The following is a 13,651-nucleotide window of genomic DNA, read 5'->3' as shown; positions in this document are numbered from 1 at the left end:
CCAAACTAGTTTGTTCGGATAGCCGAACTCAAGTTAGCGTGCCGGACGTCGACCGAAGACCTGTTCAGGTGAGGAGAATCCTGCGATGCCCGTGTACCGGTTGCCCGATCTGACCTACGACTACGGTGCGCTGGAACCGGTGATCAGCGGCGAGATCATGCAGTTGCACCACAGCGCGCACCACGCCGCCTACGTCAAGGGCGCGAACACGACGCTGGAGCAGCTCGCCGAGATGCGCCAGGCGCGCGATCTTTCCCAGCTTCCCGGGCTGGAACGGACGCTGGCCTTCCATCTCGCCGGGCACAGCCTGCATTCGATGTTCTGGACCAACCTGTCCGCGGACGGCGGCGACCGGCCCGACGGTGAACTCGCCGCCGCGATCGACGAGTTCTTCGGTGGTTTCGACGCCTTCCGCGCCGAGCTGACCGCCGCCACCGCAAGCGTGCAAGGATCGGGTTGGGGTGCGCTGGCCTGGGATCCGCTCGGTGCGCGACTGGTCGTGCACCAGATCCACGACCATCACATCACCGTGGCGCCGACCAGCACCCCGCTGCTGGTATTCGACGCCTGGGAACATGCGTTCTACCTGCAATACCGCAACGTCAAAACCGGCTACATCGAACGGTTGTGGTCTCTGGTGAACTGGGCTGATGTCAGCGAGCGCTTCGCGGCGGCGTGCGAGGGCCGCCACAGCGGGCTGTTGGTCCCCGACGGCGGGGTCCGCTCATGAGCGGGCGGATGGTCGATCGCGTGCACGCGATCAACTGGAACCGGCTACCCGACCCCAAGGACGCCGAGGTATGGGACCGGCTGACCGGGAACTTCTGGCTTCCCGAACGGGTACCGCTGTCCAATGATCTGGTCTCGTGGCAGACCCTGACTGCAGAGGAACAGCGGCTGACCACGCGCGTGTTCACCGGGCTCACCCTGCTCGATACCGCGCAGGCGACCGTCGGAGCGGTATCGATGATCGCCGACGCCGCCACACCTCATGAGGAGGCCGTGCTGACCAATATGGCGTTCATGGAATCGGTGCACGCCAAGAGCTACAGCTCGATCTTTTCCACCCTGTGCTCCACTCGCCAGATCGACGAGGCGTTCGACTGGTCCGAAACCAACCCGCACCTGCAGCGCAAGGCCCAGATCATCGTCGACTACTACCGCGGCGACGACGCGCTCAAACGCAAAGCCGCCTCGGTCATGCTCGAGTCGTTCCTGTTCTACTCCGGGTTCTACCTGCCGATGTACTGGTCCGCGCGCGGCAAACTCACCAACACCGCCGACATCATCCGGCTCATCATCCGCGACGAGGCCGTCCACGGCTACTACATCGGCTACAAATGCCAGCGCGGACTGGCCGCACTCACCGACACCGAACGCCGCGACCACCGCGACTACACCTACGACCTCATGCACACCCTCTACGACAACGAAGTCGACTACGCCCACGACCTCTACAACAGCGTCGGCTGGACCCCCGACGTCCTGCCCTACATGCGCTTCAACGCCAACAAAGCCCTCGCCAACCTCGGCTACCCACCCGCCTTCGAACCCGGCGACTGCCGCGTGGCACCCGAACTACTGTCCGCCCTCGACCCCGGAGCAGCCGAAAACCACGACTTCTTCTCCGGCGCCGGCAGCTCCTACGTCATCGGAGCCCAGCAACCCACCCGAGACGAAGACTGGGACTTCTAACCCCCGCCGAGCCTGTCCGCGGGGTGTGCACGGTGTTTCGGCGGCCGGTAGTGGCAAGTTTCCCCCACGGCTGATGCCGGTCTGCTCCGCGATCTTCGAAACCACGTCGGAGACGAACACGAACCCCTGGCGGGGTTGCTGAGGAAGTGCCTCATGCTCGGTGCCGTCACCGGGTCCGACGACTTGAGGTTGTGGGCTTCGCGGGAGCTCGAGGGCCACGGGGACAACGACCCGCTGCCGGCGTATCGAATGCCGGCGCACCGCTCTATGTCGAACTCAGCGTGAGCCCTTACAGCGAAACCAAGCAGGTCAGCGGACTCTCTGTTCCCGCTGACCTGCGTCGCGCCAATCCAGAGCGGTGCGTCACGATCTCGGTCCGGCAATGGATCCGAGCCTCACATGTGCGCGGTCACCGCGACGTCGAGCTGGGCATTGCTGATCTGGCGGCCCGCATTGGATACCGAGGTCACCATGGCACTGCCGAAGGAGCCGTGGCGGTCGAACAGGGTCGTCACGCCGACGGCCAAACCGTGTTCGCTGAGGTGGCTGTCGGCCTCGACGCCGATCTCGTAGCCTTCCGGCATTCGCGAAAGCGCCAGTGTCATATCGGTGTTGATGAAACCGATGCCCTTGTCGCCCCAGTTGGTCATCATGCTGGCGGCCTCGCCGACGATCGCGGCGCGGGCGAACGGGGTCAGTTCCTCGCCGGTGACGACACGAATCGGGTTCTGCCAGGTTCGTTTCCGTTCGGCGTTCTCATGATCGGTCGGTGTGGTCGACCAGCTTTCCTCGTCCGCGCCACTGCTGAACAGCGGCACTTGCGGCAGCTCCGAGGTCGGAGCCACTTTCAGTGACGGCGGCTTCGGCTCGCGCGCACGATGCCAGAGTTCGCCCGGCGGCTGTTGCGACGGCTGGAGCAGCACCGCAGAGGCACGGGCAGCCACCACCCCGTTCTGCACCACGGAGACGTCAGCGACACGTATGCGTCTGCCATCTCGCACCCGGACGGTCGGCGTGGTGGTGTGGTCGAGCCGAGCGGGGCTGAACAGGTCCACCGTCAGCCGCACCGGCACGAAGCCATCGGTGGCGTGTTCGCGTTCCAGCTCCCGGGCGAGCAGACCGGTCAGAGCAGGACCCACAACCTGCTCAGCGGACCATGCGCTCACCGCCGACCGCGTAGGCATGAACCCGCCGTCCACTTCATCGAAATACGCGGGTACATCCACCAAAGCCGAGACTCCGTCCCATCCAGTTGATCAATTGTTTCCTAAGCTAATAACATACTGTTGATACGAGCGACAGCTTTCCCGGGGCGGCTAGGCCATGCGGCTCAGTTGGACACTTCTCGTGCCGGCGCGGCGACCGGAGAAGATGCAGTCGGTACAGCGACGGACCGCTCGCGTATGAGTTGGAGCAGTCGCCGACGGCCGTACGTCCCGCTGCGAACAGCCCGGGGTCGACGAGCAGGCCGCCAAGAGTGAGCATGGGAGTGGCCGTCAGTCGTTCAGTCGCACAGCATGATCTGCCCATCGAGCTCGACGACCACTGTGGGTGGCACGGCGATCAGGATCCTGACACGCGGCTGCACGGATGGAATGTGACCTCCGGCACATCGCGTGAGGTGGGCCTTATTTCGAGCGAAGAGGCCTGCTAGCGTCAAAGTCCTCAGATGACCTGAGTAATTTGATGGGCGGGCGCGGCGTGGTCCGCTGGTTGACACCGCTTTTCCTGTTCCTTGTGGGCACGTATGTCCGCAGCGCAAGGTGGCGCGATGTTCTGAGGAGTTGTTTTGAAGCGAGGTCAAGTTGCGTTTCTCGCGGGTACCCATGCGGTGAATGATCTGTATCAGGGCGCGGTGCCCGCGCTGCTGCCGTTCATGATGGTCGAACGCGGGTACAGCTATTCGGCGGTAGCCGGAATCACCTTGGCGGCAACGGGATTGTCGAGTGTGGTGCAGCCGATCTTCGGGATGGTCGTCGACCGGAAACATCGTGGATGGCTCATCCCGGGCGGGTTTCTGCTGGCTGCGGCGGGCATCGCCGGGGCGGGGCTCGGGTCGAGCTATTGGGTCACCTGGTTGTGCATGGCGGCAGCGGGTATCGGCATCGCCGCGTATCACCCGCCGGCGACAAACGAGGCGCGTGCCGCCGGTGGTCGATCACAGGTCGCGATGAGCGCCTTCTCGGTCGGCGGCACGGTGGGTGCGGCGCTTGCGCCGCCGTTCGTCACGCTGGTGGTGGGACGGTTGGGGCTGCCGGGAAGTGTCCTGCTGACGGTACCCGCGCTGGTAGTCGCGGTGATGTGGGTTTCGCGACGATCGTGGGCTCGGCTGCGCGGCTACAGTCTGGTGACGCCGTTGAACGAGTGTGTCGCGGTGGCTCGGTCGGCTCTGGTCGACGATTGGGGTGCTTTCGCGAGGCTGGTGCTGGTGACAGTGTGCTGGTCGATACCGTACGTGACGGCCTTGACGCTGGTTTCGCCTTTCGTGCTCGACGTTCTGGGTGGATCGACATCCATTGCCGCACTTGGGCTGTCGCTGTTCACGATCGGCGATGCGGTGGGCACGCTGCTGGGTGGCCTGGTCGCCGATAGGTGGGGGCGGATCGCCGCGGTGCGACTGGGATTCGCGCTGGCGCCCGTGGCGCTACTGGGGTTGGCGAGCGCTCCGTCGACGACAGTGGCCCTGGTGGCGGTCGTGGTGGCGGGTATCGCGATGTTCCTGCCGTTCGCTCCGCAGGTGACTCTGGCTCAGGACTATCTGCCCAACCGTCCGGGGACCGCCAGTGGCGTCACCTTGGGCTTGGCGATGTCGGTCGGTGGCGTCATGTCTCCCGTGTTCGGGGTACTGGCCGATCATTCCGGACCGCGAGTCGCGATCACGGCATCGGTCGCCGTACTGCTCGCCGCCTCGGCGGTGGCGTGGACGTTGCGTGATCGCGTGCCCGAGAACGAATTCGCCTCGGCTGCCGAGACGGACCGCGAACTCGAAATCGTCGCCGAACGTTGAGGCGTTCCGCGCCAGGCAGTTTCGCTCGCCGCCCATTCCGGCCCGGCTACGCGGTCCGACTCGAGTGTGCTCGCAGTGCACAGGTCATCTGCCGTCGAGCGACCGTCCCCGCGGCGCGCACGTCACCCGCTTCGATCGCGGCCAAAAGGTCGGCGTGCGCTTTGGCGTCACGCTGGGACGAGCGGGAGTCACCGAACACCGCGGTCTCGACGACCTCCTCGGCGGTGGACCGCAACGCATCGCGCAGTGAGCTGTAGACGGTGGTGAGAACAGTGTTGTGTGCCGCGGCCACCACCGCAGTGTGAAACCGTAAGTCAGCTTCGATGAAGGTCGTGTGATCGGCGGCCGACTCACGTTGCCGCAGAGCGGTTTCCAGCTCCTCGAGGTCGCGGCCGGTCCGGCGCCGGGCGGCCAGGCGACCGGCCTCGACTTCGAGCATCAATCGGACTTCGTAGACCTCGTCGACGTTGGAGCGGCGCAACTGCCGGTCGAATTCCGACACGGGGGTCGCGGACAAAACGTAGGTTCCCGACCCGTGGCGGGACTGCAGCTGTCCGGAGGCGATCAGGGCGCGAACGGCCTCCCGGCAGGTCGAACGCCCAACCCCGAGCAGCAGGCTCAGCTCGGTTTCATTGGGCAAGCGGGACCCCACCGGCCACTCACCCTTGGTTATCAGGCGGGACAGCTCCACGCTGGCCTGCGTGGCCAGCGAGGAGTGCTGCACGGGGCGTACCGACAACGCTGACCTCCTCGATTTCGCGCCTCGATGTGAGACGGCCCGGCAATTCCTCTGGTCCTCATATGACTCTACGGGATGCTTGCTCGCTTGACCTGGTCGCAGATCTGCGACCCCTTCGTACAACACATCAGGTCATCTGAGGAGTTGTACAGTTCGAATATCACTCAGAAAGGAAATCCACATGTCCGACAACGAAGAGCTGTGCTGGATGTCGGCGGTAGAACTGTCCGCGCGAATCGCTGCGCGGGAGGTGTCGCCCCTGGATGTGGCCGAAGTCGTCGTGCGGCGTATCGAGCGGGTGGATCCGCTGTTGAATGCCTTCGTCTATCACGATCCGGACCGGGTCCTGCGTGATGCCAAGGCGCTCACCGAGCAGCTGGCCGGAGGGGGCGAGCCGATATCGCCGCTGCACGGTATTCCCTACAGCCTCAAGGAAGTCTGCGGAGCAGCGGGTACGCCCACGACCTCGGGCGTGGTCGCCCAACGTGGAGTCGTGGCGCAGCGCGACGAACCTGTCGCGGCGCGTTTGAAGTCCGCGGGCGGACTGTTCCTCGGCAAAACGAATGTCGCCGAAGCCGGATACAAGGCCACTTCCTCCAATCATCTCTACGGCACCACGGTGAACCCGTGGCACCCGGGCATGACCGCGGGCGGCTCCAGCAGCGGCGCGGGCGCGGCCGTCGCCGCGGGCCTGGGCCAGCTCGCACAGGGAACCGATGGCGGCGGCTCGATCCGAATTCCCGCCGCGCTCAACGGCGTCGTCGGTTTGAAGCCCTCACTGGGACGAATCCCACAGACCCGAACCGCGGGCCGATTTGTGAACTTCGTATTCCACGGCCCCATCACCCGCACCGTCGGCGACGCCGCGCTGATGCTCAACACAATGGCCGGATTCGATGCGGCAGACCCGCTTTCGCTTCCAGACTCGAATATCGACTACCTGTCGGCCCTCGATGCCGACATCGCGGGCGCCCGTATCGCCTGGTCACCAGATCTGGGCTGCAGCGACGTCGATTCCGAGGTCCGGGCCCTGTGCGAACAGGCGCTGAGCGCCTTCGCCGACGCCGGCTGCACCGTGGCCGAAGCCGATCCGGGCTGGCAGGCCCCCGACCAGGTGGCATGGGAGGCCTTGTGGGCGCCCTTCTATTCGGCAATGCTCGACGTAACCGATTGGGATCGCGAAACCGGCCGCGTCGATGAGCAATTGATCGAACTCATGCACGCGGGAGACCGTCTGACCGCCCGGCAGATCCAACGCGCCGACGCCGCCCGCGGCCACATGGTCGACCAGTACACCAACTTCATGCAGGACTTCGACTACCTCGTGACCCCAGTGACCGCCGTACCCGCATTCCCCGCCGATCAGTTCTGTCCGGACTCGCTCACGGGAACGCCCCTGCGACAACAGCTGATGGGCTGGCTACTGACCTACCCGTTCAACCTCACCACCGCTCCTGCGATCTCGGTCCCCGTCGGCTTCACCGCCACAGGCCTCCCAGTCGGCCTGCAGATCGCCGGCCGCATCCGAGCCGACCTCGAAGTACTCAGTGCGGCAGCAGCATTCGAGCGCTTACGGCCATGGTCGCAGCACCGTCCGCCCCTTTCTGCTGCACAGCCCTGAATCCAAGGCGCGCGCCCGGGGCCGCGACCAGGCCCCCGGGCGTCGCCCTCGCGAGATCACCGCGATTACTTGCAGGACCTTCCGACCTATCCGCATGGATTGACCTGGGATTGGTGGGACTGGAGCACCATCCAGGATTGGGATTCGAGCGATCTCCAAGACTTCTTGTGGCCCTTGGCCGATCGCTGCCTGGAACTTGGAGTCTCACTGGTTGGGATCTATGTCGGTGGCGATGGCTACACTCTTGGATTCCTGAGTACCGACAAGGTCGAACGGTTTCTGGAGCTGGCCACGCTGGCGGAGACACAGGTGCATGTCTATCGGTCGGGTTCACCTATGCCGTAACCCTGCCCAGGATCCATAGATATGGACGCCACCATCGGCTCATCGGGCCCCTAGCGTGAACATCGTGTAATCGGCATGAGCGGACGTTCTGCGCCGCACCCCTCAGGCGCCGGGCGCCACCTGAGGGGTGCGACAACACTGCCATCTACCGCTGCGAGTCGCACTTTTCGGCGCAGGTCGGAGTATGGCGCTGGGTTGACCCCATACGGACGGATTTCCGAACGCTCCCTCCTGCGGGAACGCCGTACCGCCGCGCAGGGCTTCTCGCGTTCGGCTGCCGATCGTTTTCCGAACAGCCCGGCCTGAGCGGGAATCGGCAGGAATTTGGTTCGAGTGTTCAGCCCGCGGTCACCACTGCTGCGCGGGTCCACCGTTGCACGGGATGACCTGAACGACGCTCGTGAGGGTTCTGCCTTCGAGGGTTTGGCCGTCCAGACACATGGCTCCGTCGAGGCCATTGTGGAGAGTGTTGCCGGGGCCGGTGAACCACTCCTGCACGAGGCCGCCGTTGCACGGGATGACTTGAGCGACTCCGGTCAGGGAGATGCCGTCCATTGTCTGCGCGTCGAGGCACATACCCGGGTTGAGGCCGTTTCGCAGACTGTTGGCGGATCCGTTGATCCACTGCTGCGCGGGCCCACTGTTGCAGGTGATGACTTGAGCGACCCCCGTCAATGTGACACCGTCCATCGTCTGCGCATCCAGACACGTGCCCTGAACGAGCCCATTGACCAGCGTCATACTCGCCGCCGAGGCCGACGGCGCGCAGATCACCATTGCCGCGGCGGCCAGCGCGGCTCCTGTCCCGAGCAGCCGCACCGGCTGCCGACTTCCCCGCTGCGCCGACGAATCGTCCGCCGACTGACCCACTCGAGTAACACGCGACTTCTTCATATCGTTCCCCTCCGCATCGCATCCCACATCCTGGAGCGACTTCCGTTGTAGCCGAACATCTTCCGTCCGACGCGAAGCGAAAGTATCCAGGCCAGCTTTCAAGATCCTTAACAACCTCATGCGCCCGGCCCGACCGATCGCACTCGACAATGTCGGGCATCGTCGTTTTGACGCCGTGCTTCCCGTACCAGGCGTCCTGCTGACGGGTGGGGAAGGCGCCGCCGGGCAACACCGCTGATCGCGTCCTCGTCGGTGAATGTTCCTGCCGACCTCCAGTACACCGACGACCACGTGTGGGTGCGCACCGAAGCAGATGGCACGCTGACGATCGGCTTCACCGACCCCGTCCAGAACACGCTCGCGGACATCGTGTTCCTTCAGCTGCCCGCGGTGGGCAAGCAGGTCACGGCTGGTGAGGCCGTCGGCGTCCTGGAATCGGTCAAGGTCGTCTCCGAGATCTACAGCCCGGCCACCGGTGAGGTCATCGCGCAAACGCCGACGCCGTCGACTCTCCCGGGGAAGTGAACGCCGACGCGTACGGCACGTGGCTGTACAGGATCAGGCTGGCGGCGGGTGCCTCTACCGACCGCCTGCTCACCGCCGCCGAATACGCGAGGAAGGTCGGCTGACCATCGTCTTCCGAACACCGATGTAGCGATAGGGCGGTATGTCGAACATCGTTGTTTCCGCGCCGTTGTGCAGATGGTGCTAGGGCTGGGCGCTGTGGTTGTCGGGGGGTAGGTCCTCGACGTGCCGCAATCGGGTCGCGATGTCGGCGAGTAGGTCCAGCGACTCGGCCGAGAGTCCGGTGGCGGTGGCGACGAGCCGCCGCAAACCCGGTGTCCTGAATTGCGTTGCCAGGGTGGCGGGGTCGGGTGCGTCGGGGGCGGATGGGTGGCTGAAGTGGTCGGGTTCCATGCCGAAGAACTCGGCCATGGCCGAGGCCAGGGCGGGTGCGGGGTTGGCGCGGCGGCCGTAGCGCAGCTGGGAAAGGTAGGGCTTGGAGACCGGGTGCCCACGCGCGGCGAGTTGCCTGCAGAAGTCCGCATTCGACAGTGACCGTCCGTGGCGGTGTTCCCACTGGTCGAACAAGGTGTTGAGTCGGCGTGCGAACGGACTGGGCAACACTCATCCCTTCTGTGGTGAATCTGGAAACGACCCCCCGGTTTCGTCGTGAACGGGAAGGACAAGACCCGATCGTGTCGACACTTGAAGACGCGGCCTTACCAGTCCGGAACCCCGACGAACTGCGGGAATCGCGCTGCACGGCCCGCAGGTCCGGGCCTGCTGGGGGTTGTGAACCCATAGTTGGGTTTACAGCGGTGCCGACCAGTGCACGCGGGTGCCGGGCCCGTGGGGTCCGGCAGCGGTGGCGGGGCCGAGTTCGCAGTGTCCGCCGGCAGTGTGGGCTCGGTGGGCGAGGTTGGTCAGGCCGCTGGGGGTCAGCCCGTCGGGCAGGCCGCATCCGTCGTCCTCGACGACGATCACCAGATCGTCGTTCACGGTGAGTTCGACGGTGAGGGTGTCGGCGCCGGAGTGGCGGACCGCGTTGGAGACCGCTTCACGGACGACGGCTTCGGCGTGGTCGGCCAGTGCCGCGTCGACGACGTCGAGGGGACCGGTGACGCGGACGCTGGTGTGCAGGCTGGTGTCGGCGGTGTGCTGGCGGATGATCTCGTCGAGGCGTTGGCGCAGCCGGGTGGGTCCCTCACCGGCGTGCAGGTCGAACACCGAGGTGCGGATCTCGGTGATGACGGTTTGCAGGTCGTCGATGTGGTCGCTGAGACGTTGGCGGACCTCGGGGTTGCGGGTGCGGGCGGCGGTGCCCTGGGCGGCCATGCCGATCGCGAACAACCGTTGCAGGACGTGGTCGTGCAGGTTGCGGGCGATGCGGTCGCGGTCGGCGAGCACATCCAGCTCGCGCATGCGTTGTTGGGCTGCGGCCAGTTGCATGGCCAGTGCGGCTTGGCCGGCGAAGGCTTCGGTCAGCTCCGCGGTCTCGCGGGTGTAGGGGCGGGTGTCGCCGCGCTGGACCACGAGCAGCCCGAGGGTGGCCTCGCCGGTGTGCAGCGGCAGCACCAGCGCGGGGCCTGCTCCGATCGGCAGTTGCTCGGCATCGGCGTCTGTGGTGGTGTCCAGGTGTAGTGGTGTCGCCGAGGCCAGTGCTCGGGCCAGGATCGTGCCCGTGATCGGGATCTGCTCGCCGCGGTGGGTGGGGCCGGGCCCGGACCATTCGGCGATGGCCAGTTCGGTGGCCTCGCCGGCGGGCAGGTCCGGGTCCGGCAGGACCGCCAGCCACGCGTACTGGGAGTCGGACAGGGTACGGACCCGGTCGACGACCTGTCCGAGCACGGTGTCGGGGGTGGTGGTGGCCAGGAAGGCGGTGGTGAGGTCGCGGGTGGCCGCGATCCACGCGTGCCGGGCCTGCGCGGTCTCGTAGAGGCGGGCGTTGTCGATCGCGACACCGGCCGCGGCCGCCAGCGCGGCGACGACGACCTCATCGTCGTCGGTGAACGGCATCCCGTTGGCCTTCTCGGTCAGATACAGGTTGCCGAAGATTTCCCCGCGGATGCGCACCGGCATGCCGAGGAAGCTGCGCATCGGCGGGTGCCCGGGCGGGAATCCCACCGAGTCGGGGTGATCGGCCAGATTGTCCAGGCGGATCGCCTTGGGTTGGGCGAACAGCAACCCGAGCACGCCTCTGCCTTCGGGCAGGTGCCCGATGGCCGCGGCGGTGTCGGCGTCGATGCCTTCGTGGATGAACCGGGCCAGTTGCCCGTCGGGGCCGCGTACCCCCAGCGCGCCGTAGTGGGCATCTACCAGCGTGATCGCGGTGCGCACGATCCGGCGCAGGGTGTCCTCCAGATCCAGGCCCGCGGTCACGGCGAGCATCGCCTCCACCAGGCCGTCGACCCGGTCGCGGGCGTCGATGATCTGCTCGATGCGGTCACGCACCTCGGCGAGCAGTTCCCGTAACCGCAGCTGTGACAACGTCTCCCGAATCGTGCCACCGCCGGCGCCGGCGTAACCGTGGTCGTTGCGAGCGTCTGTCGAATCTGACATGACGGCAGCACCCCTTTCCTCGACCGGACAGCTGGTCGGTAGACCAGTCTAGGGTCCAAGGCCACTTTGTTGCTGGGCCGTACGAACCAATCTCGGGTGAACACCTCCTCGCTGGAAACCAGCGGCCTGGCCGCCGCGCAGCAGTGCCCGGTGGTCGCGATCGCGGCGGGCTGGAAGCCGTGACCGACGCCCTCGGCCGCACCGGCGAATTCGGTGACGACACCGCCGTCTGCGGTATCCCGTTGGTCCGCACCGATTTCCAGGTCACCATCGTCGGCGTCCGATCAAACCTGGACTGTCCCTGTGCGGATACGCCACAGACAAGCCGAGCACAAAACCGCCCGGACACGCAGCCCAACCGAAAAGAACTCCACCTACCAGCGGATTACGGCCATATCAGTTGGTTTTCGCGCGGTCGCGGACCCTGGTGGCCAAGGCAGGTGGTGTGAAGTCTTTCGACTCTGCTGCGGGGGTGGGTATGCCGAGCAGCCTGTAGCCGTGATCATGATTGGTGAGCTGGAGCCGACACCGACGATCGATGCCGCAATGTTCGCGCGGACCGTCGCACGGTTGTGCGTCGAGTTCGGGAACACCACACCGCGCCGGCAGGTGGAATCGGTACTGCGATGGAGCCTGTCCGACTTGGCCGGCAGCCCAGTCGGTGCCATGCCCGAACTCGGCGAACGCCTTGCCCGCCAACGCCTATCGCAGGACCGTGACAGCCTTGGTCCGGTCGCGTCCTCGCTCATCGGCTGAACTCAGTTCATGGATCAGCCGGTGGGCACATCGGTGCGTAGCTTTCGGCGAGCGCGGCCGCGGCACGGCGAAGCGCGAGCTTCGTCGGTGTGCACCGTGTGACGGACGGGAGCCCGAGCGCGGACTTTCGGCTCCTGTGGTGGGCCTGCTTGCCGTGCGATCGTGGAACAGCAGCGACAAAGTGGTGGCTGCCCCATCACAAGCGTCCTGTGCGCCAGGAGGATCATCCACATGAGTGACACCACTGTCCCGCCCATCAGCAATCAGCGTCAGGAACAGGTCATCTGGCCGGACCCGAGCCCGCTGGCCTCCTGGTGGGACAGTGTCATGAGCGCCGAGCACATCTCGGCCCCGCAGTTCCAGCGATCGGTGTCATGACCGAGATCTCGCCTACCGCGACCGGACTGCGTCACCGCTCCTGGCGCGGCTCGAGGTTGGAGCGCACTCTCGCAGAAGTCGAAGTCCCGCAGAACGACTGATCGTTTTCCGGGCGCGCCCTGCGTAGTAAGAGGACCGTGCCTCGCGGTCAGGGATGCACCGCTCGACGACGGCCGATGAGGCCACCCAGCCCGGCACCGGCGAGCGCCGGAACGACCAGCACGAGCAGCGTTGCGGCACCGGCGAATCCGTCCGGCTGCGGCACACTCGCCTGCGGATCCACGATCAGCGCCGACATGACGGCGACCGCCAGGGCCGAACCCAGCACGACACCCGACAGCCAGGCCCGCCGTGGCACCGCGAGCCCGAGCGACCTCGTCTCCTCGATTCACCAAGCATGCGCCAGTCTGCCAGCCCCTGTACTGGGCAGCAAGGAAACCCCCCATCGCTGACCACGACCGCGGTCCGACCATCATTGCTGGTCAAGCCATTGTCGTTGTTTTTCGCACGGTTACTACCGGGACCCCAGGTTGCGTAAGTCGAGCGAAGGTCTCGGTGCAGGTCAGCGGCTTGCTGGAGCGTAGCAGCAATGGCAACAGGTGTTGTGGAATTCATCATTCCAGGAAGGGATCTGGGCGCTATGGGCAAACGGGTCCGGCGCGGCCCTGATTTTGAGGGGCACTGGTGACCTTGCGGAATCAACTGTCGCGTAAACCCCTCCCCGCTGCCCCTGGTGCCGGGGCTGTAGCGGCTCCAGGGACTGCCGGCCCTCGCCGCGGGCTTCGGTCCGCAACACGTGAATCATCACCCGTGCCTCACCAGCGAAATGCCCGACAATCCGGTGGATCCGGATGATCTCGCGACGATCACCCCGTACGTAACGCGCACGATCAGCCGCTTCGGCGATTGGGTGCTCAACCTCACCCCACCCGACGGCGAGCCGGTCACCTGCCTGGACCTCGAACCGCGTGCCCTGTTCCCCGCCGGCACGGCCTGACCATCGGACCGGTTACGCGCAACTTCACATGGTGCCCAATGATGGGTACGGATTCGACTAGTACTGCAACGACACCTGTGTGAGTAGGTGCTGGTAGATGTGTTGTGTGGTGTTGGATCGTGTTGTGGCCGAGTTGGATTCGTTGATGTCGCGGAT

The 13,651-nt window shown here is 65.7% G+C and carries 14 protein-coding genes and 1 pseudogene; 9 read left to right on the top strand and 6 right to left on the bottom strand.

Features of this window, described 5'->3' with window-relative positions:
* The first annotated feature begins 85 nt into the window (after positions 1-85).
* The 3 genes from AB0L60_RS39710 to AB0L60_RS39700 all read left to right on the top strand — a co-directional run bounded on the left by AB0L60_RS39710 (position 86) and on the right by AB0L60_RS39700 (position 1,980).
* Positions 86-730 carry a superoxide dismutase gene (locus AB0L60_RS39710; protein ID WP_364625173.1) on the top strand — a complete coding sequence of 215 codons (645 nt, stop codon included), beginning with the start codon at positions 86-88 and terminating at the stop codon, positions 728-730.
* Positions 727-1,695 carry a class 1b ribonucleoside-diphosphate reductase subunit beta gene (gene nrdF, locus AB0L60_RS39705; protein WP_364625170.1) on the top strand — a complete coding sequence of 323 codons (969 nt, stop codon included), beginning with the start codon at positions 727-729 and terminating at the stop codon, positions 1,693-1,695. The genes AB0L60_RS39710 and nrdF overlap by 4 nt, the downstream gene beginning before the upstream one ends.
* 81 nt (positions 1,696-1,776) lie before the next feature.
* Positions 1,777-1,980, top strand: a complete 204-nt coding sequence (locus AB0L60_RS39700) for a hypothetical protein (protein ID WP_364625303.1) — start codon at positions 1,777-1,779, stop codon at positions 1,978-1,980.
* A 110-nt stretch (positions 1,981-2,090) separates the two neighbouring features.
* Here AB0L60_RS39700 and AB0L60_RS39695 read toward each other — a convergent pair whose 3' ends face one another.
* On the bottom strand, positions 2,091-2,921 hold the full coding sequence (locus AB0L60_RS39695; RefSeq protein ID WP_364625301.1) for an acyl-CoA thioesterase domain-containing protein: 831 nt from the start codon (positions 2,919-2,921) through the stop codon (positions 2,091-2,093).
* A gap of 605 nt (positions 2,922-3,526) precedes the next feature.
* On the opposite strand from AB0L60_RS39695, the gene AB0L60_RS39690 reads away from it, so the two are divergent.
* Positions 3,527-4,702, top strand: a complete 1,176-nt coding sequence (locus AB0L60_RS39690; protein WP_364625167.1) for an MFS transporter — start codon at positions 3,527-3,529, stop codon at positions 4,700-4,702.
* 46 nt (positions 4,703-4,748) lie between these two features.
* On the opposite strand, the gene AB0L60_RS39685 is transcribed toward AB0L60_RS39690, so the two are convergent.
* Positions 4,749-5,441, bottom strand: coding sequence for a FadR/GntR family transcriptional regulator (locus AB0L60_RS39685; protein WP_364625164.1), 693 nt, complete (start codon positions 5,439-5,441; stop codon positions 4,749-4,751).
* Positions 5,442-5,622: 181 nt separating this feature from the next.
* Here AB0L60_RS39685 and AB0L60_RS39680 point away from each other — a divergent pair, with 181 nt between their 5' ends.
* Positions 5,623-7,062, top strand: a complete 1,440-nt coding sequence (locus tag AB0L60_RS39680; RefSeq protein WP_364625161.1) for an amidase family protein — start codon at positions 5,623-5,625, stop codon at positions 7,060-7,062.
* Positions 7,063-7,755: 693 nt separating this feature from the next.
* On the opposite strand, the gene AB0L60_RS39675 is transcribed toward AB0L60_RS39680, so the two are convergent.
* On the bottom strand, positions 7,756-8,301 hold the full coding sequence (locus AB0L60_RS39675) for an RICIN domain-containing protein (RefSeq protein WP_364625158.1): 546 nt from the start codon (positions 8,299-8,301) through the stop codon (positions 7,756-7,758).
* Positions 8,302-8,553: 252 nt separating this feature from the next.
* Here AB0L60_RS39675 and gcvH point away from each other — a divergent pair.
* A pseudogene (gene gcvH / locus AB0L60_RS39670) lies at positions 8,554-8,930 on the top strand (glycine cleavage system protein GcvH).
* Between the two features lie 79 nt (positions 8,931-9,009).
* On the opposite strand, the gene AB0L60_RS39665 reads toward gcvH, so the two are convergent.
* On the bottom strand, positions 9,010-9,426 hold the full coding sequence (locus AB0L60_RS39665; protein WP_364625155.1) for a transcriptional regulator: 417 nt from the start codon (positions 9,424-9,426) through the stop codon (positions 9,010-9,012).
* A 189-nt stretch (positions 9,427-9,615) separates the two neighbouring features.
* Positions 9,616-11,364, bottom strand: coding sequence for a GAF domain-containing protein (locus AB0L60_RS39660; RefSeq protein ID WP_364625152.1), 1,749 nt, complete (start codon positions 11,362-11,364; stop codon positions 9,616-9,618).
* 498 nt (positions 11,365-11,862) lie between these two features.
* Between AB0L60_RS39660 and AB0L60_RS39655 the strand changes: the two genes are divergently transcribed.
* Both AB0L60_RS39655 and AB0L60_RS39650 read left to right on the top strand, forming a co-directional pair.
* Complete coding sequence (locus AB0L60_RS39655) at positions 11,863-12,120, top strand: hypothetical protein (RefSeq protein WP_364625150.1); 258 nt, start codon at positions 11,863-11,865, stop codon at positions 12,118-12,120.
* A 231-nt stretch (positions 12,121-12,351) separates the two neighbouring features.
* Positions 12,352-12,498: a hypothetical protein gene (locus AB0L60_RS39650; RefSeq protein ID WP_364625148.1), complete on the top strand. Its 147-nt coding sequence runs from the start codon at positions 12,352-12,354 to the stop codon at positions 12,496-12,498.
* 148 nt (positions 12,499-12,646) lie between these two features.
* Here AB0L60_RS39650 and AB0L60_RS39645 read toward each other — a convergent pair whose 3' ends face one another.
* The gene (locus AB0L60_RS39645; protein ID WP_364625145.1) at positions 12,647-12,856 is read right to left on the bottom strand and encodes a hypothetical protein; all 210 of its coding nucleotides are present in this window, start codon (positions 12,854-12,856) and stop codon (positions 12,647-12,649) included.
* 438 nt (positions 12,857-13,294) lie between these two features.
* Between AB0L60_RS39645 and AB0L60_RS39640 the strand changes: the two genes are divergently transcribed.
* Positions 13,295-13,495, top strand: a complete 201-nt coding sequence (locus AB0L60_RS39640; RefSeq protein WP_364625143.1) for a hypothetical protein — start codon at positions 13,295-13,297, stop codon at positions 13,493-13,495.
* Positions 13,496-13,651 lie beyond the last annotated feature (156 nt).

The sequence above is a fragment of the Nocardia sp. NPDC051981 genome, from assembly GCF_040680715.1.
Lineage (GTDB): Bacteria > Actinomycetota > Actinomycetes > Mycobacteriales > Mycobacteriaceae > Nocardia.
The sequence above is the reverse complement of the archived record's forward strand: the minus strand, read 5'-3'. Positions and strand labels throughout refer to the sequence as shown.